Origin of the sequence: Micromonospora sp. NPDC050686 (genome assembly GCF_040654475.1) — a bacterium.
Taxonomy (GTDB): Bacteria; Actinomycetota; Actinomycetes; order Mycobacteriales; family Micromonosporaceae; genus Micromonospora.
Genome location: NZ_JBFAID010000032.1, coordinates 1 through 21,531, shown reverse-complemented (window position 1 = coordinate 21,531; position 21,531 = coordinate 1). Strand labels below are relative to the sequence as shown.

The 21,531-nt window shown below is 69.0% G+C and carries 23 protein-coding genes and 3 pseudogenes; 17 read left to right on the top strand and 9 right to left on the bottom strand.

What is annotated here, in order from left to right:
* The first annotated feature begins 77 nt into the window (after positions 1–77).
* The 10 genes from AB0H57_RS20245 (at position 78) to AB0H57_RS20200 (ending at position 7,911) form a co-directional block, all read left to right on the top strand.
* The gene (locus AB0H57_RS20245) at positions 78–1,316 is read left to right on the top strand and encodes an ABC transporter substrate-binding protein (RefSeq protein ID WP_357508576.1); all 1,239 of its coding nucleotides are present in this window, start codon (positions 78–80) and stop codon (positions 1,314–1,316) included.
* 14 nt (positions 1,317–1,330) lie between these two features.
* Positions 1,331–2,065: an ABC transporter ATP-binding protein gene (locus tag AB0H57_RS20240; protein WP_357508574.1), complete on the top strand. Its 735-nt coding sequence runs from the start codon at positions 1,331–1,333 to the stop codon at positions 2,063–2,065.
* A 3-nt stretch (positions 2,066–2,068) separates the two neighbouring features.
* A complete protein-coding gene (locus AB0H57_RS20235; RefSeq protein WP_357508666.1) occupies positions 2,069–2,938 on the top strand; it encodes a branched-chain amino acid ABC transporter permease in 870 nt (289 codons plus the stop codon).
* Positions 2,935–4,032 (top strand): branched-chain amino acid ABC transporter permease, encoded by a 1,098-nt coding sequence (locus AB0H57_RS20230; protein WP_357508572.1) that lies wholly within the window; start codon positions 2,935–2,937, stop codon positions 4,030–4,032. Before AB0H57_RS20235 ends, AB0H57_RS20230 begins: the two co-directional genes overlap by 4 nt.
* Positions 4,025–4,735, top strand: a complete 711-nt coding sequence (locus tag AB0H57_RS20225) for an ABC transporter ATP-binding protein (RefSeq protein ID WP_357508570.1) — start codon at positions 4,025–4,027, stop codon at positions 4,733–4,735. Before AB0H57_RS20230 ends, AB0H57_RS20225 begins: the two co-directional genes overlap by 8 nt.
* A 148-nt stretch (positions 4,736–4,883) precedes the next feature.
* Positions 4,884–6,101, top strand: coding sequence for an acetyl-CoA C-acetyltransferase (locus AB0H57_RS20220; RefSeq protein WP_357508568.1), 1,218 nt, complete (start codon positions 4,884–4,886; stop codon positions 6,099–6,101).
* 42 nt (positions 6,102–6,143) lie between these two features.
* Positions 6,144–6,407, top strand: coding sequence for an SDR family NAD(P)-dependent oxidoreductase (locus tag AB0H57_RS20215; RefSeq protein ID WP_357508566.1), 264 nt, complete (start codon positions 6,144–6,146; stop codon positions 6,405–6,407).
* Complete coding sequence (locus AB0H57_RS20210) at positions 6,320–7,276, top strand: glucose 1-dehydrogenase (RefSeq protein ID WP_357508564.1); 957 nt, start codon at positions 6,320–6,322, stop codon at positions 7,274–7,276. Before AB0H57_RS20215 ends, AB0H57_RS20210 begins: the two co-directional genes overlap by 88 nt.
* 24 nt (positions 7,277–7,300) lie before the next feature.
* Entirely contained in the window at positions 7,301–7,753 is a 453-nt protein-coding gene (locus AB0H57_RS20205) for a MaoC family dehydratase (protein WP_357508562.1), read from the top strand.
* Between the two features lie 14 nt (positions 7,754–7,767).
* Positions 7,768–7,911, top strand: a complete 144-nt coding sequence (locus tag AB0H57_RS20200) for a hypothetical protein (protein ID WP_357508560.1) — start codon at positions 7,768–7,770, stop codon at positions 7,909–7,911.
* A 729-nt stretch (positions 7,912–8,640) separates the two neighbouring features.
* Here the strand turns inward: AB0H57_RS20200 and AB0H57_RS20195 are convergent.
* On the bottom strand, positions 8,641–9,588 hold the full coding sequence (locus AB0H57_RS20195; RefSeq protein WP_357508558.1) for a helix-turn-helix domain-containing protein: 948 nt from the start codon (positions 9,586–9,588) through the stop codon (positions 8,641–8,643).
* Positions 9,589–9,691: 103 nt separating this feature from the next.
* Here AB0H57_RS20195 and AB0H57_RS20190 point away from each other — a divergent pair, with 103 nt between their 5' ends.
* Complete coding sequence (locus AB0H57_RS20190; RefSeq protein WP_357508556.1) at positions 9,692–10,744, top strand: saccharopine dehydrogenase NADP-binding domain-containing protein; 1,053 nt, start codon at positions 9,692–9,694, stop codon at positions 10,742–10,744.
* On the opposite strand, the gene AB0H57_RS20185 is transcribed toward AB0H57_RS20190, so the two are convergent.
* Complete coding sequence (locus AB0H57_RS20185; protein ID WP_357508664.1) at positions 10,701–11,027, bottom strand: MMPL family transporter; 327 nt, start codon at positions 11,025–11,027, stop codon at positions 10,701–10,703. The genes AB0H57_RS20190 and AB0H57_RS20185 overlap by 44 nt on opposite strands.
* 255 nt (positions 11,028–11,282) lie before the next feature.
* Between AB0H57_RS20185 and AB0H57_RS20180 the strand changes: the two are divergent.
* Positions 11,283–11,685: pseudogene (locus AB0H57_RS20180) on the top strand (transposase); the annotation flags it as partial.
* A 262-nt stretch (positions 11,686–11,947) separates the two neighbouring features.
* Here AB0H57_RS20180 and AB0H57_RS20175 read toward each other — a convergent pair.
* The 4 genes from AB0H57_RS20175 to AB0H57_RS20160 all read right to left on the bottom strand — a co-directional run bounded on the left by AB0H57_RS20175 (position 11,948) and on the right by AB0H57_RS20160 (position 15,248).
* The gene (locus tag AB0H57_RS20175) at positions 11,948–12,682 is read right to left on the bottom strand and encodes a hypothetical protein (RefSeq protein WP_357508554.1); all 735 of its coding nucleotides are present in this window, start codon (positions 12,680–12,682) and stop codon (positions 11,948–11,950) included.
* Entirely contained in the window at positions 12,679–13,560 is an 882-nt protein-coding gene (locus AB0H57_RS20170; RefSeq protein WP_357508552.1) for an ABC transporter ATP-binding protein, read from the bottom strand. Before AB0H57_RS20170 ends, AB0H57_RS20175 begins: the two co-directional genes overlap by 4 nt.
* Positions 13,557–13,718, bottom strand: a complete 162-nt coding sequence (locus tag AB0H57_RS20165; protein ID WP_357508550.1) for a hypothetical protein — start codon at positions 13,716–13,718, stop codon at positions 13,557–13,559. Before AB0H57_RS20165 ends, AB0H57_RS20170 begins: the two co-directional genes overlap by 4 nt.
* A gap of 276 nt (positions 13,719–13,994) precedes the next feature.
* Positions 13,995–15,248 carry an FAD-dependent monooxygenase gene (locus AB0H57_RS20160; protein ID WP_357508548.1) on the bottom strand — a complete coding sequence of 418 codons (1,254 nt, stop codon included), beginning with the start codon at positions 15,246–15,248 and terminating at the stop codon, positions 13,995–13,997.
* 69 nt (positions 15,249–15,317) lie between these two features.
* Between AB0H57_RS20160 and AB0H57_RS20155 the strand changes: the two genes are divergently transcribed.
* From AB0H57_RS20155 to AB0H57_RS20135, 5 genes and pseudogenes are all read left to right on the top strand, one after another.
* Positions 15,318–15,896, top strand: a complete 579-nt coding sequence (locus tag AB0H57_RS20155) for a TetR/AcrR family transcriptional regulator (RefSeq protein WP_357508546.1) — start codon at positions 15,318–15,320, stop codon at positions 15,894–15,896.
* A 678-nt stretch (positions 15,897–16,574) separates the two neighbouring features.
* Positions 16,575–17,783 carry a peptidase M23 gene (locus AB0H57_RS20150; RefSeq protein ID WP_357508544.1) on the top strand — a complete coding sequence of 403 codons (1,209 nt, stop codon included), beginning with the start codon at positions 16,575–16,577 and terminating at the stop codon, positions 17,781–17,783.
* A gap of 257 nt (positions 17,784–18,040) precedes the next feature.
* Positions 18,041–18,277: a hypothetical protein gene (locus tag AB0H57_RS20145; RefSeq protein WP_357508662.1), complete on the top strand. Its 237-nt coding sequence runs from the start codon at positions 18,041–18,043 to the stop codon at positions 18,275–18,277.
* A gap of 375 nt (positions 18,278–18,652) precedes the next feature.
* Positions 18,653–19,301, top strand: a pseudogene (locus tag AB0H57_RS20140) (VOC family protein).
* Positions 19,302–19,376: 75 nt separating this feature from the next.
* The gene (locus tag AB0H57_RS20135; protein ID WP_357508542.1) at positions 19,377–20,144 is read left to right on the top strand and encodes a VOC family protein; all 768 of its coding nucleotides are present in this window, start codon (positions 19,377–19,379) and stop codon (positions 20,142–20,144) included.
* Here AB0H57_RS20135 and AB0H57_RS20130 read toward each other — a convergent pair.
* From AB0H57_RS20130 to AB0H57_RS20120, 3 genes and pseudogenes are all read right to left on the bottom strand, one after another.
* Positions 20,131–20,358 (bottom strand): annotated as a pseudogene (locus AB0H57_RS20130) (ABC transporter ATP-binding protein); the annotation flags it as partial. The gene AB0H57_RS20135 and the pseudogene AB0H57_RS20130 overlap by 14 nt on opposite strands.
* A 336-nt stretch (positions 20,359–20,694) precedes the next feature.
* A complete protein-coding gene (locus AB0H57_RS20125; protein WP_357508540.1) occupies positions 20,695–21,156 on the bottom strand; it encodes an SAM-dependent methyltransferase in 462 nt (153 codons plus the stop codon).
* 58 nt (positions 21,157–21,214) lie between these two features.
* Positions 21,215–21,531 (bottom strand): hypothetical protein (locus tag AB0H57_RS20120; RefSeq protein ID WP_357508538.1); only part of this gene is annotated, 317 nt, incomplete at its 5' end.

The window sequence follows — 21,531 nt, the reverse complement described above, 5'->3', positions numbered from 1 at the left end:
CCCCCGTCCCCACTGTTTCGAAGGGAACAGCAATGAAGCCACTCCAACGGCTTAGCACCATACGTCGCTCCATCGCCGTGGCTCTGGCCGCCAGCCTCGTCCTCACCGCATGCGGAGGCGGTTCCTCGGGCGGCAGCGAGGGCGGCGAAATCAAGGTCGGCGTGATCGCCGCACTGACCGGCATCGCCGCACCCTACGGCGTACAGAGCGTGAACTCCTTCCAGATGGGCATCGCCGACCTCAACGCGGCCGGTGGTATCAACGGACGCAAGCTCACGGTGGAGGTGCTCGACAACCGTTCGAAGCCGGAGGAGGTCCCCGCCCTGATGCGCCGGCTCGCGTCAGGCGGTGCGAACGTCATCGTCGGCGCATCGTCCAGCCCGGTCACCATCACCGCAGCCCAGACCGCCGACCAGTTGAAGGTGCCCCTGATCGTGCCCATGGAGGCGGCCGACAGCATCATCGGCGCCGGGCGCAAGTACGTCTTCAAACTGGCCCCCTCGATCCTCGCTGACAACGGCTGGGCAGCACAGTCGATCCGCGCCGTGATGGAGGCCGCGGAGAAGAAGGGCGAGACGCCGAAGACGGCGATGTTGATCTACGCCAGTGCCGGGGCCATGCCCGACGCGGAGAAGGCGTGGGCCCGCACCCTGCAGAAGGAGTTCCCGGGCGTGAAGGTAGTCGACTCCATCTCCTACGACGAGGCGACGACGACGGACTTCGCCCCGCTGGTCAGCCAAGCGAAGAACGCGAATCCCGACATCCTGCTGTTCGGCGGCAACCCGCAGGGCGCGTTCCTCTTCTACCCGGCGCTCGCCCGTTCGGGCTGGAAGCCCAAGGCGACGGTCGGTGTGCTGGGCGGGAACACCAACGCGCAGTTCATCCCGACGGTGGGTGCGATCGCCGATGGGGACATCGCGGGCAACTACTGGACCTCGCTGCTCAAGTCGGCAGACGGCGCCAAGCACACCCCGCAGGGCTACGCAGACGCGTACAAGGCCAAGTACAAGGGACAGACGCCCGACGGCGTCGGCGCCTACTACTACGCATCGGTCGGGGTGCTGGCGGACGCCCTCTCCTCGGCGACCAACCCGGACGACAAGGAGTCGATCACCTCGGCCCTTCGGTCCGTGGACATCACCGGCATCAACGGCGACAAGAACGGGCTCTGGATCATTAGCCACGGCGTGAAGTTCGACGCCAAGGGCACGAACGAGCGGGCGACCGGTCTGGTCACCCAGATCCAGGACGGCAAGTACGTCCCGGTGCACCCGGCGGCTGCGGCCGCGAGCTCGATCGTCTACCCGAGGCCGTAGGCGGATCGGGGACCATGATGGAGACGGCCCTGTCGGTCGAAGGATTCAGTGTCTGGCGCGGACGGTCGGAGATCGTGCGATCCGTCGATCTCGAGGTCGGTCAAGGCGAACTCGTCTGCCTGCTCGGCTCCAACGGCGCAGGCAAGACCACGCTCACCGAGGGACTGCTCGGTGTCATCCCCGCCCGTGCCAGGAAGCTGGAGTTCCACGGTCGTGCTATTGCCGGTCTGCGGCCTTGGCACCGGGTGCGGGCGGGAATCGTCCTAGTCCCGCAGGAACGGTCGCTGTTCGCGGGAATGACCGTTGAGGAGAACCTCCTGGTCGGTGCGAGACCGAGGTCCCAAGCGGGCCCCTTCGACCTGGCGGCCATGTACGAACTCTTTCCGCGATTGAAGGATCGGGCCGGTCAGCTCGCGGGAACCCTGAGCGGTGGCGAGCGCAGCATGCTCGCCATCGCCCGGGGGCTCATGCTCCAGCCGCGAACCCTGGTCCTCGACGAGCCCTCGCTCGGCCTGGCACCGGTCATCGTGCAGACCATCATGCGGACAATTAGCGACATCAACGCCGCCGGCGTCTCGATCCTGCTCATCGAGCAGAACGTCCACCAGGCGTTGCGGCTGGCCTCCCGTGGCTATGTGCTTGATGGCGGAAAGATCATCGCGGCTGGCACCGCGGAGTCGCTGCTCGCCTCCAGCCTAGTGGAGAGCGGATACCTCGGATCCACGACCAGCACACGAGAGGAGAGGTAGGTGATGACCCTTCTCCAGATCGCCACCACCGGGGTGCTTCAGGGACTGATCTACGCCCTGATCGGACTCGGTCTCTACCTGATTTTCAACGTCATGCGGGTGGTGAACTTCGCCCACGGCTACTTCGTCCTGATCGGCATGTACGGGGTGCTGTCCCTCTCGCCCCGTTCACTGGCCGACTTTGCCGTGGCCCTGCTCTTCGTTGCCGCGGTCGCGGCAGCCTTCGGCTATTTCGTCGAGCGCTTCCTGATCGAATCGACCCTCGACAAGACCGGCCATGCGCAGTTGGTGATCACGCTCAGCGTCGGTGTGGCCCTGCAGTACATCTTCCAGGTGCTCTATCCCGAGCCGTACCAGACCATCACGAATCCCTGGCCGATGGAGGCCATCACCGCACTGGGCGTCACGATCAGCTTCGCCCGGCTGGCGGCCGGGGCAGTGAGCCTTCTCCTGGCGGTCGCTCTGTCGTGGCTGATCTACCGGACCCGCCTGGGCGTTTACATGCGGGCCTGTGCGGAGAGCATCAACGGCGCGATGTTCGTCGGCGTCAACGTCCGTCGGGTGTACCGGTCGACCTTCGCGCTCGGCGCAGCCGCCGCCGCGGTGGCCGGCGGTCTCCTGATCCCGTTCCAGCCGGTGTCCCCCCTGTACGGCCTGGAACTGACGGTCAAGGCATTCATCGTCGTCGTGATCGGTGGCAGCGGCGCGTTGTGGGGAACGGTGGCCGCCGGCATCCTCCTCGGTGTGGCCGAGGCGGCCAGCAGCGTCTACATCAGTGGCTCGCTGGGCTCCTCCGTGATCTACACCCTGTTCCTCCTGGTCATCCTGTTCCGCCCGCAGGGTCTGGCGCGAAGGACGGTGGCCTCGGCATGAGTATCGTTCGTGGGCTCGTCTCCACCCCGCTCAACCGGGTGAACACCCTCGTCGTGGCCGTCGCACTCGTAGTAGCGGTGGCATTTCCGCTGTTCGCCGAGGCGCCGATGATCGGCGTCGGCTTCGTTGCCCTGGTCTTTGCGATGCGCAACCTCACCTGGAACATTGCCGGCGGCTTCGCGGGCCTGCTTTCGGTCGCACATGCCAGCGCGTTCGGCATCGGTGCGTTCTCCGTCGCGGTGCTGACCTGGGGACACGGCTGGAACGTCTGGTTGGCGATCGTCGGCGGTATCCTCGTCTCGGCGTCGATCGGTGCGGTTCTCAGCCTGATCATGAGCCGATTCGGCGTCAACGCGCTGTTCTTCACCCTGGGCACCCTCGCCCTGACGATCGCGATCTCCGGGATCGGGGCCTCGTGGAGTGTCACGGGCGGCGTCAACGGCCTGCAGAATCTCACCATGCAGGAGGGCTTTCTGCATCTGCAGTGGTTCACTGACGCCACCCCGCTGTACTACGTCGCCCTCGGCTTCCTGATCCTCCTCACGGTCGGGGTGTCGTTCATGATGCGCCGTACCCACTTCGGCCGTTCGCTGCCGTTCATCCGCGAGGATCCGGTGGTCGCCGCGAGCATGGGCATCACCGTGGTCCGCAACCAGGCGATCGCCATGGGCATCAGCATGGGGCTCACCGCGATTCCCGGTGCGCTCATGGCGCAGTACACGAACTTCGTCAGCTACGACTCGGTCCTCACGGTGGAGGTCGGTGTGGCAATGCTCGTGGGCGCGATCATCGGCGGGTCGGCCACCCTCGCCGGGCCGATCGTGGCCGGGATCGGCATTGCGGTGCTCGAAGAGCTGCTGCGCTCCTTCGCCGTGTCCAGTTCCAACGTCTCCAGCTACACGCAGATCGCCTACGCGATCTGCGTCATCCTGATCCTCCGATTCGGTGGCGCCGGCATCGTTCCACTGTGGGGCCGACTTGTCGTGCGCTTCTTCGGTACCGGCACGCCGCGCGACCCGGAGTCCGAGGCTCCGTCCGACCGGCACGCACCCGATCGCAGCCCCGACCCTGAGGTGGTGAGCGAGCATGCTTGAGGTCACGGCGATCGCTAAGAACTTCGGCGGTCTCAAGGTACTGCAGGACGTCTCCTTCACGGCTGAGTCCGGGCTGGTGACCGCCTTGATCGGCCCAAACGGCGCCGGCAAGTCGACGTTGGTGAACCTGATCGCCGGTGCGCTGCGACCGACGAGTGGATCGATTCTCCTGAACGGCGCGGACATCACCGGCCTGCCGCCAGCGAAGGTGTTCGAGGCGGGCGTCGCGCGGACCTTCCAGGTGTCGGGCAACGTAGCCGAGCTGAACGTCTTCGAGTGTGTGGCGCTGGCGGCCTACCGACGCGCGAGCGGTTACCGGGAGGCGAATCGACTGGCTCGCGAGCAACTCGAGCGGTTCGACCTCTGGCAGTATCGGCGGGAGGCCATCGGTGACATCCCGTCAGCAATGATCCGGATCGTCGACTTCGCTCGCGGCATGGTCTCGCAGCCGAGGGTGTTGTTGCTCGACGAGGTGATGGCCGGGTTGACCCCGCACGAGGTGGACATCGTGATCGAGCGGGTGCGTGAGTGCCGTGCGGACGGCATCGCCATCGTGATGATCGAGCACGTGATGCAGGCGGTGAACGCACTGGCGGACACCGCCGTGGTGCTCAACCATGGCCGGATTATCACCCAGGGAACTCTGGCCGAGGTGACTGGTCATCCCGATGTTCGTGAGGCGTACCTGGGTGCCGTCGGCTGACGCCAGCGGTCGTCGGCTCACCCGCTCGCGCCGACTCCGGCAGCTCGAAAGCGGCCGCAACGCGATCACGAATAAGCAGCGGCCGGACCTCGGCCGTCATCCAGCGCCACTCCCCACACATGCACATTCCAATCGGGAAAGGACCAACATGCCCGAAGCAGTCATCGTCGCCACCGCCAGGTCTCCGATCGGCCGGGCGTTCAAGGGATCGCTCAAAGACGTGCGCCCCGACGACCTGACCGTGCAGATGCTCCGTGCCGCACTTGCCAAGATCCCGGCTCTCGACCCCGCCGACATCGACGACCTGATGCTGGGCTGTGGGCTGCCGGGCGGCGAGTCCGGCTTCAACATGGGCCGAGTCGTAGCGGTCCTGGCTGGCCTCGACCACCTGCCCGGCACCACGGTAACCCGGTACTGCTCCTCAAGCCTGCAGACGACCCGTATGGCCATGCACGCGATCAGGGCGGGCGAGGGTGACGTGTTCATCTCGGCTGGCGTCGAGACCGTCAGCCGCTTCACCAAAGGCAACGCCGACAGCCTTCCGGACACTAGGAACCCGGTGTTCGCCCAGGCCGAAGCCCGCACCGAGAGGTTCGCAGGCGGGGGGCAGGCCTGGACCGACCCGCGCGGCTACGACGCGGTTCCAGACGTCTACATAGCCATGGGGCAGACTGCGGAGAACGTCGCCCAGCTCAAGGGGGTCACCCGCGCGGACCAGGACGAGTTCGGTGTCCGCAGCCAGAACCTGGCCGAGAATGGGTTCACGAACGGGTTCTGGGAGCGCGACATCACCCCGGTGACCCTGCCCAACGGCACCGTGGTCAGCAAGGACGACGGCCCCCGGGCAGGGGTGACGATGGAAGCTGTGTCGCAGCTGAAGCCGGTATTCCGCCCTGATGGCACCGTCACCGCCGGCAACTGCTGTCCCCTGAACGATGGATCCGCCGTGGTCGTGATTATGAGCGACAGCAAGGCCAGGGAGTTGGGCCTCACCCCGCTCGCTCGGATCGTGTCTACCGGGGTTTCCGCCCTGTCGCCCGAAATCATGGGACTCGGCCCGGTCGAGGCCTCGAAGCGGGCACTCAAGCGGGCCGGCATGACCATTGACGACATCGACCTGGTCGAGATCAACGAGGCGTTCGCCGCCCAGGTCATCCCCTCCGCCCGCGACCTCGGCATTGACTTCGACAAACTCAACGTCAACGGCGGGGCGATCGCGGTCGGCCATCCGTTCGGCATGACCGGCGCCCGGCTCACCAGCACGCTCATCAACTCGCTGCAGTACCACGACAGGCAGTTTGGTCTGGAGACCATGTGCGTCGGCGGTGGCCAAGGCATGGCGATGGTCCTCGAGCGCTTGTCCTGACCTGCCAGACCACCGAGCACGACATGTCCAGAGAGGCAGTAGATGAGCAACAGGTTCGAGGGCGAGGTCGCCATCGCCACCGGGGCCAGCCGCGGTATCGGCCTCAACATTGCCGAGCATCTGGTCGCCGAAGGCGCGAAGGCGACCATTACCGCACGGAAGCAGGGGGCGCTCGACGAGGCCGTGCGAACCCTCGGCGGCCCGGACCATGCGAGGGGATGGCCGGCAGGAGCGACGACATCGAGCACCAAGCCGACACGGTCAAGCAGACCATCGAGGCCTTCGGTCGCATCGATCTGCTGGTGAACAACACCGGCATCAACCCGGTCTACGGTCCGATGGTCGACCTGGACCTCGACGCCGCCCGCAAGACCTTCGAGGGCAACTGTCTGGCCGCGCTGTTATGGGTGCAGCAGGTGCACCGCGGCTGGATGGGTGAGCGCGGTGGCAGTGTGGTCAACGTGTCGTCGGTAGCCGGCCTGAAGCCCGCGCCCGGCATCGGCTCCTACGATGCGACCAAGGCAATGCTTTCGCATATCACCCAGGAGTTCGCGGTCGAACTCGGCCCGGACATCCACGTCAATGCGGTGGCGCCCGCCGTGGTGAAGACAAGGTTCGCCACAGCCCTCTACCAGGACCGCGAGGACGAGGTCGCTCCGGCGTACCCGCTCAAGCGGCTCGGCGTGCCTTCCGACATCGGCAGCGTCGTGGCGTTCCTGCTCTCGGAGGACGCCCCCTGGATGACCGGTCAGGTCCTCGTCATCGACGGTGGTGTCACGCTCACCGGGGCGTCTGAGATGGACGTACGCGGCGTCGCCCTCACCGGTGTCGGTCACGGCGTCGGCCGCGCGATCGTATGCAGGATGGCCGCCGTGGGCGCCCGCGTGGTGGCCAACGACATCGACGGCGAGGCCGGGTCGGCGGTCGCCGCGGAGGTCGGTGGCCAGGCCGCTGGGGGTGAAGCCCCTCGTCAACGAGCGCCTCGACCTCGATGCTGCCCGCACGGGTTGAAGCGCCTGGGTCAGCCGGAGGATATAGCCGCCAGTCTGGCTCTTTGCCAGGGAAAGGCCGTCCTGGCCGTCCTTTGTCTCCGGCCAGGTCATCAGAAGTCCGGACCGGCCTCGATCGGGGCGCTGGTCTCGGCGATTATGTCGCCGGTGGCGCCCCGCGAATGACAGAGCGTATGGAGGAAAAGGATCATGAGGACCTTCAACGGGATCGACGAGTTAGAGCGGGCCGTCGGCAGCCACCTCGGCCACAGCGATTGGCACACCATCACTCAGGAGCAGATCGACCTGTTCGCCGAAGCGACTGGTGACCACCAGTGGATTCACACCGACGCTGAGAGGGCGGCCCGTGGACCGTTCGGCAGCACCATTGCGCACGGCTACCTGACCCTCTCCCTGGTCCCGAAGCTGATCTGGCAGATCTACACGGTCGAGGGGCTGAGCATGGGCGTGAACTACGGAGCCAACAAGGTCCGCTTCCCCTCCCCGGTGCCCGTGGAATCACGGATCCGCGCAGGTGCCGAGCTCGTCGGCCTCGACCGCGGCCCGAACGGCGCGCGAGCGACAGTCCGCGTGACCATCGAACGTGAGGGCGGCGACAAGCCGGTTTGCGTCGCCGACGTACTCTCTGTGCTGGTGCCCTGAGCCTCGATCCACGGATGAAACCCGAGGTGGCCGGGCAGGCGAGCGTGACCACGAGGATGAACGTTTACGTGCATGCAATTCGCCGGCACCACGAGCCCGTCCGGCAGATCGTCGGGAACTTCCTCGGGGTCGACGAGCTGGCCGCCGCCGGGCGGTAGGGCAGCGCCGCGCCGACCGGCCAGCGCGGTGTCGGCCAGGCGCCGCTGGTGGCGGCGGTGCACCCGCACCCGCACCCGCACCCGACCGTATCGAACCCCGGGATTTGGTGACGCACCGAGGCCCGATGGTGGCCGACCAGCGGGCTCGCTGCGGAGATGCGCACTGCACCAGCTCGTGCGGTGTGCGGTCCTTGAGCCATCGCCGTCGCCGAGGAGGCACCCATGGCAGTCACCCGAGAGTCCGAAGCCAGAATCTCCGCAGATCCTGGCGGTTGACCGTCTGCCAGTTTGCCCGGCCGGGCGAGCGGAGGGACCGCCCGACGAGGTCGATCTGGTGGGCGCAGAAGGCCTCGTCCATCTGCTACGGCAACTCGTCTCCTTTCGACGGCATTGGGCACAGCCGGAACGGGCAGTCGTCGATGCATGTGGCGCCTGGTTGGATGGCGGCCTCAGGTTGACCCGCAGGGCGGTGCGGTCGACGGTGAGGCACGGGGGCAACTCGGCCCGGCTGGCGCGGCTGAGCCGGCGGGCCCGCTGATCGTTGTCTTGCCTCCGGTCGGCCAGGTTGAGCAGCAGCATCACGTCGGCAAGCAGCCGTTGTGCCCGCGGTTCCAGGACGGCCAGCCGTGCCAGCGCGGTAGCCAGGAGGCCTGGAGCCGGCGGACGCCCGGCTGCGGGCTGACCGACCCGATCCGACCCACGATCCGGCCGCGGTGGAGCGGGGCGGCCTCAGGACCGGAAGGTATGGCGGTAGGTGTCCGGCGGCACGCCGACCGTGCGGTGGAAGTGGCGGCGCAGGGTGGTCGCGGTGCCCATGCCGGCGGCCGCCGCGATGGCCTCGACGCTGTCGTCGGTCGCCTCCAGCAGCTCCTGGGCGCGGCGGATCCGCTGGGTCAGCAGCCACTGGAGGGGGGTCGTGCCGGTCACCGCCCGGAAGTGCCGGGTGAGGTGACGTGAGCTCAGGTTGGCCCGGCGGGCGAGGTCCTCCACGGTGAGGGGCTGGTCCAGGCGGCGCAGCACCCACGGGAGCAGCTCGGCCAGGGCGTGGCCGTCCTGTGCGGGCACGGGTGTGGTGACGAACTGGGCCTGGCCGCCGGCCCGGTGGGGTGGCACGACCAGCCGGCGGGCGACCACGTTAGCGACGGCCGGGCCGTGGTCGCGGCGGACCAGATGCAGGCACAGGTCCATCGCGGCGGCCTTGCCCGCCGACGTGAGCACGCTGCCGTTGTCGACGTAGAGCACGTCCGGGTCGACCGTGACCCGTGGGTGGCGGTCGGCGAGGACGTCGGTGTGCGCCCAGTGGGTGGTGGCGTGCAGCCCGTCGAGGAGGCCGGCGGCGGCGAGCACGAACGCCCCCGTGCACAGGGACACCACGCGCGCGCCCGCCTCGTGGGCCGCGCGGACCTCCTCAACCAGCTCGGCCGGCGGATCGTCGTCGACGTTGGCGATGCCGGGCACGATCACGGTGCCCGCGCCGGCGAGCGCGTCCAGCGGGTGGTCGGGTTCGAGCAGGAACCGGCCGAGCCGGACCGGCTGCGTGCCGCACACGCGGACGTCGTACCAGGGGACGGAGACGGCGTCCGGGGCCGAGCCGAACACCTCGTAGGCCAGCGCCAGCTCGAAGTGCAGCATCCCGTCGGTGGCGGCGAGGGCGACGGAGCGCCGGTCGGCAGGCATGTCGGAAATTGTACGGGTCCCGTCGTTCCAGACACTGCCCCGGCGGCCCGGACGACGGAAAGATCTTCGGTGCAAGGTCGGTGGAGCGAGCGGGAGCGGGAACATGACAACGGGTCGACAGGTGGCGGTGTACGGGGCGTACGGGCACACCGGGCGGTTCGTGGTGGCCGAGCTGCGGCGGCGGGGACTCGTGCCGCTGCTGCTCGGCCGCGACGGGGACAAGCTGCGCGCGCTGGCGCGGGCGCACCCCGGCCTCGACGTACGGGAGGCGGCGGTCGACGACCCGGCCGCGCTCGACCGGGCCCTCGAGGGCGCGGACGCGGTCGTCAACACCGCCGGGCCGTTCGCCACCACGGCCGGCCCGGTCGTCGAGGCGGCCCTGCGCGCGGGCGTCCCGTACGTCGACGTGGCCGCCGAGATCGAGGCGAACGTCGACACGTTCGCGCACTTCGCCGAGCGGGCCCGCGTGGCGGGCACCGTCGTGGTCCCGGCGATGGCCTTCTACGGTGGCCTGGGCGACCTGCTGGTCACCGCCGCGATGGGCGACTGGACGGCGGCCGACGAGGCGCACGTCGCCTACGGGCTTGACAGCTGGCACCCCACCGGCGGCACGCTCGCCTCGGGCGCGGTGTCGGCGCAGCGGCGTGGCGGCCGCAGGGTCCGACACACCGGGGGCCGGCTGGAATACCACGACGACGCGCTGCCCGCCCTGGCGTGGCCGTTCCCGGCCCCGCTCGGCACGCAGGACGTCATCGGCGAGTTCACGATGGCCGACGTCGTGACCGTCCCCAGCCACCTAGACGTCCCGGAGGTGCGCACCTACATGACGACCAGGGCGGCCTCGGATCTGTTCGCGCCGCAGCCTGTCGCACCGGCCCCGGTCGACGAGCGCGGCCGCTCGGCCCAGACGTTCGTCGTCGACGTGGTCGTCCGCCGCGGGGGCGAGGAACGCCGACTGACCGCCACCGGTCGCGACATCTACGCCGCCAGCGCGCCACTCGCGGTGGAGGCCGTCGAGCGGATCCTCACCGGACGCACCCGCCGCACCGGCGTGGTCTCCGCCGGCGCCGCCTTCGACGCCCCGAACTTCCTGCGGGCCCTGTCGGCGCACCTCACCGTCGGTGTCCCGGCCCGCGCCCTCGACCTCGCGGGCTGACCCCGGCCCGGCGGGTGGCGGCGCCTGCGGGCCGACTCCGCTCAGCGGCCGGTCGCCGTCCACCGGCGTGCCCGGCGGCCGGCCGGGCCCCCATGGAACCACCGCGCCAGGCCCGGGAGCCGAGCAGGGTGAGCAGGGCGGGCAGCACCAGCAGACGGACAACGAACAGATCCACCAGCAGCGCGGCGGCCAGCGCCGCGGCGGTCATCCGGACGGCCGGCTCGGGGGAGGCGGCGAACGCGACGAAGACCGCCGCCATGATAAGGCCCGCCGCCACGACGATCGGGCCGGCGCCGATTCACCGCATACGTCGTGGCCGCCGGCACCGGCCGTCCGGTCGCGTCCCCAACCGTGTGACAGGCCGGCATAGGCGCCCGGCCGGTGACGCCTCCCATGAGCGCTGCGCCTGGTATCGATGCCATGGTTGTCCGCGCTACCGAACAGCGGAAGCACACGGAATGCTTCCGCTGCCCGGCAGGCGACAAACGGCAGCGAGCTGGCCCGGCGCCAGCGGTGGCACACATTGCGCAGGAGTCTCCTACGCAACCGCCAGCACCGTGCCACCGACTTCAAGAAGTTCCTGAGCACGATCGACAAGGCCGTGCAGGCCGAACTGGACGTCCACCTCGTCTGCGACAACTACGGCACCCACAAAACCCCAGCCATCAAGGCCTGGCTGGCCCGCCACCCCGCTTCCACGTGCACTTCACCCCGACCGGATCCTCATGGATCAACCAGGTCGAACGCTGGTTCGGCTACCTCACCGAACAACCATCCGCCGCGGCGTGCACAAGAGCGTGCAAGCTCTCGAAGCCGACATGCGAGCCTGGATCCGGGACTGGAACCAGAACCCGAAACCGTTCGTGTGGGCCAAGACCGCCGAGGAAATCCTCGACTCCCTCGCCCGATATTGTCGACGAATTTCAGACGCGGGACACTAGCGACCAGAGATCGCTAGACACCCAGAAACGTAGCCAGAAGGAGCCCTTTCCCGTTGCAGCGCAACACAATCCGCGAGTTCAAGCGGATTTGATCTTCACTTTAAGGCGGCCGTACCCCTCAATTCAAGAGGTCACCGAGCGGTAGCCGGCGTGCTGAACGCGACGAGTGACACACCGGGCCGGCGGCCGGTCCGACGCTTGAAGGGCCGGTGGTGTCCCGGCTGCGGACGCGGCCGGGACACCACCGCTGCGCGGCGACCGGTCAGATCTTCCGGGGCCGAATGGGCACGGCTCGGTTGATGCCGTAGATGACCGCCAGCACCACCGCCGCCGAGCCGAGCGCCACGATGAGCCCCGCCCGGTATGACAGTCCGCTCAGCCCCACCTCCTGCGCCAGCCATTCGCCCAGATATTTCTGCCCGAGACCCGCCTCGGTGACGAAGAGCGGGAGGGCTGCCACCGGGATCATGAGGGTGCCGGTCCAGGCCCCGTACCGGTAGTAGATCGACCCGATCAGCCATCCGCAGCATAGATAGACCAAGCTCAGCAGGGTTAGGCTCAAGATCCCGCGCAGGCCGTCGCCCAGGCTCTGCACCGGGTACGGATCGATCAGCTGGTCGAGGACGCCCAGCCAGCCGAAGACCGTACGCTCAAGCCCGAAACCGATCATGATTCCCACCGCGAAGGCGGCCGAGATGGCCAGAGCGAACGCCGCCCCGACAAGGACGAACAACCGGCGGGTCGTCCCGTGCGCGACGTACACTGGCAGGTGCAGGGCGACGAGCATAACCCCGATCGCCAGCAGAAAGTATCTCGGCTGGGTGGAGCCCGTGTTGAGCCAGAGGCTCTCAGTCACGTCACCGGACAGCGCGGTGGCGGTGACCACGATCGCCACAATCAACGCCGTGACTGCCCAGCACAGGCCGATCATCAGGGCGAAGTTGCGGACGAGCCCCCGCCACACGGTTGCCGCGTCACTGGCGCGGATGCTGCTCATCGAACGACCTCCGGGTCCTTCGTCAGGTGTACGAAAAGGTCCTGCAGGGCGACGGGTCCCAGTTCAAGCCCGGCGGCTGCAGCCGCCTCCCGCTGTGTCTGATCCAGCTCGCCGTAGATGGTGACCGCCTTGACGGCGCCGAGCCGCTGCTCGCCGAGCACGGTCCTACCGGCCACGAACCAGTCCACCACCTCGGCCGGCCCGGTCACCGCCGCACCGCGCTCGCGCAGCTCGTCCGCGGTCGCCTGAATGACGAGTCGACCACGGTCGACGATCAGCACCTGTTCGAACAGCGACGACACCTCCTCGATGAGGTGTGTGGACAGGATGAACGTGCGTGGGTGGGCGCTGTAGTCGTCGAGCAGTTCCTCGTAGAAGGCGTACCGCGCGGGCACGTCCATGCCGAGATGCACCTCGTCGAAGATGGTCAGGGGTGCCCGCGAAGCCATGCCCAGCGTGACTCCGAGCGCCGAGCGCTGGCCGCGCGACAGGCTCATCGCCCGGGTCCGTATCGGCAGCCTGAACCGTTCGACCAACCGTCCGGCCAACTCGGCGTCCCAGTCCGGGCGCATCCGGGCCGCGAAGTCCAGCACCTGCGACACCCGCTCCGAGGCGCAGAGGTCGCCGCCCTCGCGGATCAGGCAGATGTGCCGTACCACGTCCTGGTTCTCGAACGGCGCCTCGCCGTCGACGAGCACCTGGCCGGCCGCCGGCTGGCGGAACGCGGCCAGTAGCGACAGCAGGCTGGTCTTTCCCGAGCCGTTGCGGCCGAGCAGTCCGTGGATCTTGCCGCCTGCCAGCCTGAAACTCAATCCGTTCAGCGCCGTGGTCTCGCCGTACCTCAGGACGAGATTTCGCGCCTCAACCCCCAGCGTCACCGGGGCTCACCACCTTTGTTCTCGATGTCATCGACGATTTCCCAGCGGGAAATGCCGATCGCCTCCGCCTCGACCAGCATCGGCTCCGCCAGTTGGGCGAAGAACGTCTGCCGCCGCTGCGTGCGTAGCCGCTCCCGGGTGTCCGGGCTGACGAACATGCCGGCGCCGCGCCGCTTGTCGAGGACGCCTCCTCACCTGTGCCGGTCAGTAGTCCGGCAGGGTGATGGCGTTGGCCGCCGCGTGGATCGGCGCGATCATCCGGGCCATGAGGCGCTCCCGGCCGGGCAGCCGAGCCATCACGCCAGTGACCTCATTGGTGCATCGAGATGGTCGCCAGAACTGACCTCGGTATGACCGCGCGATCAGCGGCAGTAGCCGGCGGCCTCCTCACTCCTGTCTCAGCGAGTGCACGCTCACGCGCTGATGGTCACCGATCAGGGCCGGTCGGCATCTTGCCCAACGACATCAGCCGCGCCGTGCAGCGCAAGCAGGGGGGCGGGCTCCGGCAGGGTGATGCCGTTGGCGGCCCGCCGGATCGGCTCGGTCACCCGCCGGATCATGCTTTCCCGCCCCGGCAAATGGGGCATCAGCCGCAGCATCAGCATTTGGAAGCGGATCTGCGCTGCCGAGCCGAGCACCATCCCCTTGATGTTGCGGTCGGCGAGCGCCTGGTTCGTCTCGGCGAAGGGACGCATCCGCCGCTCGTAGTCGGCGAACCCGACCTCCGGGTCGCCGCCGGCCTCGGCGAGAGCGGTCGCCAGTACGTACGCCCCGACGATGCCGAGGCTGCTGCCCTGTCCGGAGGCGGGCGACGGCCCGTAGGCGGCGTCGCCGACCAGGGTGACCCGGCCGGTGGACCAGCGGGGCAACCGGGCCTGGCTGAACGAGTCGAGGTAGAAGTCGGCCGCGTCACGCATCGCCTCCAGCAGCCGGGGCACCTGCCAGCCCTGACCCGCGAACGCCTCGGTCAGCAGCGCCTTCTGCGCGGTGACGTCGCGGTCACTGTGCTCGCCGGCAGGCGACCGGAACAGGAACATTGCCCTGGCGTCGGGCGCGCCGGCTGTCCGGTAGACGCCGACGGTGCGCCCCGGGGTGACGTGCATCAGCTCGGTGCGATCGAGGCCGAAGTGTCCTGGCACCGGGAAGATCGCGATGTGATGCCCGAGCGAACGCAGAGGGGACGCCTCCGGCCCGAACGCCAGCCGGCGTACCGTCGAGTGCAGTCCGTCGGCGCCGATCACCAGGTCGAACGTCCGGGGCGAGGAGCGCTCGAACGTCACCCCCACCCCGCTGCCGTGGGGAGCGAGCGCAGCGATGGAATCGCCGAAGATGTACTCGACGCCGTCGACGGTGGCCTCGGTGAGGATGCGGACCAGATCACCGCGCATGATCTCGGCGTCGTCACCCTCCCGACCGCCGAAGACTCGGGCGTCCATGGTGGCGAGCTGGCCGCCGTCGGCGTCGACGAAACGGGTGAGCCGCATGTCGGTGTCGTGGCACCGGATGTGCTCGCGCAGCCCCATCCGGTCGATCACCTGAAGGGCCGCGCCGCGGATGTCGACTTTGTAGCCGCCGTGGCGCGGCGCGGGGGCGCGCTCGACGATGGTCGGACGGAAGCCGTAGCGGCGCAGCCACCAGGCCAGAACGGGACCGGCGATACCACCGCCGGAGATCAGCACGTCAATCATGAGTCGACTGTACAGATGTTTAAGACGCTTGTCCAAGACGGTTGTTCAGGGTTGCGCTAGGATGCGGGCATGGGAAACCGGGAAGACCTGCTCGCCGGCGCCCGGCGCTGCCTGATGGACAAGGGATACTCCGGCACCACCGCCCGAGACATCGCCGCCGCTTCCGGCACCAGCCTGGCCGCCATCGGCTACCACTTCCGCACGACAAAGGCACTACTCGACGAAGCCCTCTTCGAGGCGATGGCGGAATGGGGCGATGAACTGCAACGCACACTCGCGGTGGACGTCAAGCCGGACGCCGACGCCAAGGAGAGGTTCGAAGCGGCCTGGACCCGGATCATCGAGTCCTTCGCCCGGCTCCGACCGCTCTGGTCCATCCAGTTCGAACTGATCGCGCAGATGGACCGGTCGCCCGAGCTTCGGGAGGCGTTCGCCACCGCCAACCACCAGGCCCGACTTGGGCTGGCCGAGGTGTTCCATCACCTCGACCCGGTCGCCGACGAGGCCCAGGCCCTCGCCCTCGGCGCCTTCTACCAGGCGCTGCTCGGCGGCCTGGCAGCCCAGTGGCTGGTCGACCCGGAAAGCACCCCGTCCGCCGCCGCCCTGACCCACGCGCTGCGCACCATCACCGGCGAATTCACCACCTGAACCGGTGCCGGCTCACCTCAGAGGTGCGGCCTGACGCTAGCTCTGGCATCCCTGGGCACCGAGGCACCCAGCCGGAGTTGACGCCAGTCCCAGAGTCGGTGATCTCTCGTGGCCGATCGAGCCCCCAGACGATCAACCCCTGGTGACACCGGCTTGTGGCCGGCGAGTGGCCCGTCGGCCGGGATGCGTAGAAGCCTGCTCCCGGCGGGCCTACGATTTCGGACGCACCGCCTCGCGCTGCGCCTCACGGCGAAGCAGGGCGGTTGAGGCGACGGCAGCGCCCACGCATAATCCCCCCGGTATCGAAAGAGAGCCTCGCTGCTTCTGTTTGCGGTGAGGTAGCGGACCAGGAACGGATGCAGGCTGCGGTACAGGAAACGGAACGCTTCCCCATCTCCCGCCTGCGCTGCGGCGACCACCTCGCCCAGCTCACCCTTCATGGATCCGCCGCTCGCGTCATCCCGGGTCCCCGCCCAGGACACGCGGCCGGCACGCAACCGTCCGGCACGTCCGGAAGCCCCGACCACTCCCACACCAGCCCTCACCGATCAGTCAAGCATGGTCACGTAGCTTGGGGTTGTCGAGGCGATCCGGCCTCCGCATGGACAATCATCGATTGAAACCGGTATTGTCCCCTCACTTCGACCCAACGATGCGTATATATGCTCAGGGGTGTCTGTGTCCAGAAGCCATGCCCGATTCTGGGTCTGCGCGGCGATCACCGCCGCATTCGTCCTCGCCATCCCCGCCGCTGCCGGCGCGGCCCCGGGCCGCGCCGCTGCCTCGGCCCCGTCGGCCGGTGTCGTTACGGCGGCGGTGACCGCCAGGTTGCTCGACCAGGCGGCGAACGCTGCTGACCCGGGCCTGCGGAGCGCCGGAGCCGATGACACCCGCGTGGCGGTCACCCGCCGAGTCGGCCAGTCGTGGGCGTTCGGGACGGCCGTGGTCGTTGCCCCGCATGAGGAGGGCCGCTACCCGGCGGGCTGGGTGTTCGTGGCCCACCGCGAGCGCGCCGAATGGCAGGTCGCCTTCGACGGCGAGGGTGGCTTCGCCGCGCTCGCCGCCGAGGCTCCGGCCACAGTGGTGTCGGCGCGGGAGCGGGAGGTGTTCACCGCCGACGTCCAGCCGACGTACGTCAACGGCGACTACCGCACTGGCATGCGGCTGCCGTACGCGGTGGGCCAGTCGTGGTCGTTCACCGGCGGCCCGCACGGCTGGGCGGGCAGTGACTCGCCGTGGAGCGCGATCGACCTGGCTGGCGGTGACCAGCGGGTCCTCGCGGCGCGGGGTGGCACCGCGTACACGATGTGCCGGGGCTGGATCCGGGTCATCCACGACCGCGGCTACGCCACCGATTACTACCACCTGTGGAACAGCATCAACGTCAACGGGGCGGGGGTCGGCGAGGGAGCGTACCTCGGTGACACCGGCACGGACGTGACCTGCGGCGGCGCCGCCAGCGGACGGCACGTGCACTACGCGCTGCGGCAGAACAACGTCTACGTGCCGATCGGCGGGCACAACTTCGACAAGTGGGTGATCATGAACGGCGGTGGCACCTACCAGGGATACGCGCTGCACGGCTCGACGCAGGTGAACGTCGGCGGGGCGCTGTACAACTACGGAGCGCTCGGGCTGAACCAGGGCGTCATCGACGCCAACGGCGGCGGCACGGTCAACCGACGCACCGGCCCCGGCACCGGCTACGGGGTCGCCGGCTCGATCGCCGACGGCGCCACGGCCACCGTCGCCTGCTCGGCCAACGGCACCACGCACACCGGCAGGTGGGGCACCACCGCGCTGTGGAACAAGCTGACCGACGGCACCCGGGTCACCGACGCCTACATGTGGACCGGCCTGTCCGGCCCGATCAACGGCTGGTGCTGACGCAACACGAGGCACGCCTCCGTTGGCCCGCCGGCCATCCGCCGGGCCAACGCCATGTCGTCGCGCCGCGCGATGACATTCTGGCCGTCTGGCTGGATGTGGGCGGACGGAGCCACCTGTCTCCGCCGCCGGACGAGCAGATCGCCGATGGCGTCGCGAAGGGGACCGGACGCTCCCCGGGCTCTTCGCCGTATTGGCGGCTTCTCGTCTCATCCATCTGGCATGCCCCGGTTGTCTCTCTCGGTGAGGATGAGGGCATGTCTGCATGGAACAAGTGGTGGGGTTGCCTCGCCGCAGTCGTCGGTGCGACCGTGTTCTCGGTGTTCGTGCCGGTCGCGGCGTGGGCGTCCACGGGGACGGGCGAGCGGGTGGTGGGGGCCGTCGGGCGTAGGCCGCGGGGCGGCGCGGGCCTGGTCTGCTGCCTGGTGGTTATCGCCGTGGTCGTGTTGCTCGTGGTGTGGTTGATACGCCGCCGGCGGGGCAGGCCGCGCTGACGCGGTCGGGTGGGACAAGGCGGCCAGCGCCGGGCCTCGCGTAAATGAGCCCGGTACCCGCCAGCAAGATAGCGTGAGATCCCCACACCGACCCTGTCCGTCGAAACGGGTCAAGCCCAGCGTTCAGATGACCCGACCCGGACGGCCATGACTGGCCCTGGGAACGGGTGGGCAGTACCTCCGCGAGACGTGACGATCCATCGCGTCAACTCGGTCAGCGCCAGACAGGTTGAAGGGGCATCGCGCGGAAAGCGGCAGGTCCAGACGATGGTTCAGCTGACGATTCGCCCGATCCGCCCCGTACGATGCGCGAACGGTGCCACGATGCCGGCAGGGCGTGCCGGCGGTGGCCGCCCCCAGTCGAGAGGGGTCGACGTGAGCACCGTCCCGCCGGGCACGCCCTGCTGGGCCGACCTGGCCACCCCGGATCTCGCCGACGCGCGGCGCTTCTACCCGGAGCTGTTCGGCTGGACCGGGCGGATCACGCCGGAGCCCGAGGCGGGCGGCTACCCCGTCTTCCTCCTCGAGGGCAGGGCGGTGGCCGGGGCCGGCCCGCCGGCCATCCCGGACCAGGTGCCGATCAGGTCGATGTACGTCGCGGCCGACGACGCAGACCTGGTGGCCGGCCGGGTCGAGCGGGCCGGAGGACAGGTGGTGGTGCCCCCGTTCGAGGTCTTCGACCGGGGGCGGATGGATGGTGGTCTTCGCCGACCCGGCCGGCGCGACGTTCAGCGTCTGGCAGCCGACGGGAACGATCACCTACACCGGCTGGCGGCTCGGCGCGCAGATCGTGGCGGGCATCATGCCACCGCTCGGCGATGACTTTCCGGAGGACTCGCCCGCCTACTGGTCGGTGTACTTCTCCGTGGTCGACGCGGGCGCGGCGGCCGCCCACGCCGGCGAGCTGGGTGGCACCATCCTGGTCCCGCCTCGGGACATCCCGGCCGGCCGCTACGCCGGCCTCCGCGACACACAGGGCGCCCTCTTCAACGTCATCGCCCTCGCCCGCACCGGTGCCGGCTGACGGCCGTCGGCTGTCGGGCCCGCCCGCCGCCATCCCGCCGAGAGTTGCCCGAGCAGAGGAAGCGAAACCGAAGCCATGACAGATATTCCACCGGGGGCACCCGCCTGGGTCGATCTGGTCACCACCGACCTCCCCGGCGCGGCGCGCTTCTACGCGCCCTTATTCGGCTGGGCCGTCGCCGAGGCGGACCGGCAACCCGCGGCTGACGGTCACCTCGTCTTCCACCAGCAGGGCAAACCGGTGGCCGGTGCCGGGCTGGGGGCCGGCCCGCAACGGTCGCCTGCCTGGATGCCCTACCTGGCGACCGACGACGCCGAGAGGGCCTGCCAGCGGGTGACCGCCGCCGGCGGCCGGATCCTGACCGAGCCCTCCGACGTCCCCGGCTCCCGGCGGACGGCGCTCGTCGCCGACCCGGCCGGGGCGCCGTTCGGGGTGTGGCAGTCGCTCGGCATGCCGGGGGCCGAGGTGTTCGACGTACCCGGCTCGCTGACCTGGCCCGAGCTGACCACGCGGGAGTCGGACCGGGCTAAGGAGTTCTACGGGTCGGTGTTCGGCTGGACGGCGGACGACCAACCGATGGGCCCGATCACCTACACCACCTGGCAGCTGGACGGTCGTCCCGTCGCCGGGATGATGCCCATGATCGGCGAAGACTGGGGTGACCTCCCGTCCCACTGGATGGTCTACTTCGCGGTCACCGACACCGACAGGGTCGTCGCCGAGGCGCTTGGGATGGGCGCGACGCTCGCCGTCCAGCCGACGGACCTGACGCGGGGCCGGTTCGCGGTGCTCACCGATCCACAGGGGGCGTTCTTCTCGATACTCGGGACTACTCCGCCCTGACCGGACAAGGATCCGGCCGCACCGGCACCACCAGCGGCCCGTGCTCGCCGTCGACGACGCGGACGCTGGCCCGGTAGTGGGTGGCGAGCAGCTGCACGGTGAGCACCCTGCGGGGAGTGCCGGTGGCGACCACCCGGCCGTCGGCGAGCAGCACCAGCCCGTCGGCGTACTCGCCGGCCACGGAGAGGTCGTGCATGGTGGCGAGCAACCCCAGCCGACCGGCCTGCGGCTGCTCCGCTCACAACCCTTCCCAAACGACGTTGTCATGAACGTCTACACACCCGACCAGCAATGATCGGCGGCTGAACCGCAACGTCCGACGCCGACCGGTTGCGGCCGTTGCCGGAAAACCCGACCAACGCAAGCACTATCCCCGAGACGTCCGCTCATCTGCTACGTCGAAGGCTCCGCCGATCCGTGCGGCGATACCCGTCGTGACACTCTCGCGGATCGCGGCCATGAGCGTGCAGTTGATCAGTGCAGGCCGCTGCGGATCCTCTTCGTTGTCGGGCTGTTCGACGGTGGGCAGGTTCGAAGGCCGTGCCGTGGGTCATGGCAGGAAGTAGTTGGCCATGAGGTGCGTGACCCATACCGGTTGCCGGATGTCGGTGGGTTGGAATTCGATCGTTGTGGGTTTCAGGTCGATGATGGGGGTGCCAGTTGCGGCGTCGAGGCCGAGCACTTCGAGTGTCCGGCCGTTCACGGATGTGATGGGGCAGGTGGTCATGCCGATGCGGTTGGGGCGGTGGGGTCCGCGGTCGGCGAAGACGCCGACCGGCGGGAGGTCTGTCCGGCCGCGCGGCGGGCGGGGCCGGTAGTGGGGCCGTTCCGTCGCCCGGTCGAAGACGAAGAAGACATCGACGTGGGAGAACTCGTCCAGGCCGAGTAGGCAGTCCTCGCCGAACCGCTGGTCCACCGTGATGGTGCTGGTCACGGCCCCCCAATGGTCGGTGATGGCGATGTCCGCGCGGCTGTTGTGTACGGTGCCGATTGGCTGCACGAGGAATTGCATGGCGTGCCCTTCGACGAGGCCGGCCGCGCGGTGCGGCCGGCCGATGGTTGAGAAGCGGTCAGTGGCGTCCGGTGAGCCGGAGGCCATCGCGAATGTTGCCGGCCATCAGGGCCAGCGCCGTCGCGGCGGCGAGCACCTCGACGGTCTGAACCAGTAGGTACACGGCACCGAACTCGCCGCGCAGGGCGAGCCGGTCCAGGGTGAACGCGGCGGGAGTCAGCAGGAACAGTCCGATGCCGGCGATGTACGGCATACGGCCTCGCTTGTCCGTGATTTTCGGGACGCTCCTATGCCGCGTCAAGTGGCTGGGGTGGGTTTTCGAGGCGTCGGTAGAGGTCTCGGGCGACGTAACGCTTGAGGCAGCGTTTGATCTCG

What these genes read in the sequence shown, in the direction of transcription:
- AB0H57_RS20240 (WP_357508574.1), top strand. Translation starts at nt 1,331, where the DNA reads ATGATGGAGACGGCCCTGTCGGTCGAAGGATTCAGTGTCTGGCGCGGA.
- AB0H57_RS20235 (WP_357508666.1), top strand. Translation starts at nt 2,069, where the DNA reads ATGACCCTTCTCCAGATCGCCACCACCGGGGTGCTTCAGGGACTGATC.
- AB0H57_RS20230 (WP_357508572.1), top strand. Translation starts at nt 2,935, where the DNA reads ATGAGTATCGTTCGTGGGCTCGTCTCCACCCCGCTCAACCGGGTGAAC.
- AB0H57_RS20225 (WP_357508570.1), top strand. Translation starts at nt 4,025, where the DNA reads ATGCTTGAGGTCACGGCGATCGCTAAGAACTTCGGCGGTCTCAAGGTA.
- AB0H57_RS20220 (WP_357508568.1), top strand. Translation starts at nt 4,884, where the DNA reads ATGCCCGAAGCAGTCATCGTCGCCACCGCCAGGTCTCCGATCGGCCGG.
- AB0H57_RS20215 (WP_357508566.1), top strand. Translation starts at nt 6,144, where the DNA reads ATGAGCAACAGGTTCGAGGGCGAGGTCGCCATCGCCACCGGGGCCAGC.
- AB0H57_RS20210 (WP_357508564.1), top strand. Translation starts at nt 6,320, where the DNA reads ATGGCCGGCAGGAGCGACGACATCGAGCACCAAGCCGACACGGTCAAG.
- AB0H57_RS20205 (WP_357508562.1), top strand. Translation starts at nt 7,301, where the DNA reads ATGAGGACCTTCAACGGGATCGACGAGTTAGAGCGGGCCGTCGGCAGC.
- AB0H57_RS20200 (WP_357508560.1), top strand. Translation starts at nt 7,768, where the DNA reads ATGAAACCCGAGGTGGCCGGGCAGGCGAGCGTGACCACGAGGATGAAC.
- AB0H57_RS20195 (WP_357508558.1), bottom strand. Translation starts at nt 9,588, where the DNA reads ATGCCTGCCGACCGGCGCTCCGTCGCCCTCGCCGCCACCGACGGGATG.
- AB0H57_RS20190 (WP_357508556.1), top strand. Translation starts at nt 9,692, where the DNA reads ATGACAACGGGTCGACAGGTGGCGGTGTACGGGGCGTACGGGCACACC.
- AB0H57_RS20175 (WP_357508554.1), bottom strand. Translation starts at nt 12,682, where the DNA reads ATGAGCAGCATCCGCGCCAGTGACGCGGCAACCGTGTGGCGGGGGCTC.
- AB0H57_RS20165 (WP_357508550.1), bottom strand. Translation starts at nt 13,718, where the DNA reads ATGTTCGTCAGCCCGGACACCCGGGAGCGGCTACGCACGCAGCGGCGG.
- AB0H57_RS20160 (WP_357508548.1), bottom strand. Translation starts at nt 15,248, where the DNA reads ATGATTGACGTGCTGATCTCCGGCGGTGGTATCGCCGGTCCCGTTCTG.
- AB0H57_RS20155 (WP_357508546.1), top strand. Translation starts at nt 15,318, where the DNA reads ATGGGAAACCGGGAAGACCTGCTCGCCGGCGCCCGGCGCTGCCTGATG.
- AB0H57_RS20145 (WP_357508662.1), top strand. Translation starts at nt 18,041, where the DNA reads ATGTCTGCATGGAACAAGTGGTGGGGTTGCCTCGCCGCAGTCGTCGGT.
- AB0H57_RS20135 (WP_357508542.1), top strand. Translation starts at nt 19,377, where the DNA reads ATGACAGATATTCCACCGGGGGCACCCGCCTGGGTCGATCTGGTCACC.
- AB0H57_RS20125 (WP_357508540.1), bottom strand. Translation starts at nt 21,156, where the DNA reads ATGCAATTCCTCGTGCAGCCAATCGGCACCGTACACAACAGCCGCGCG.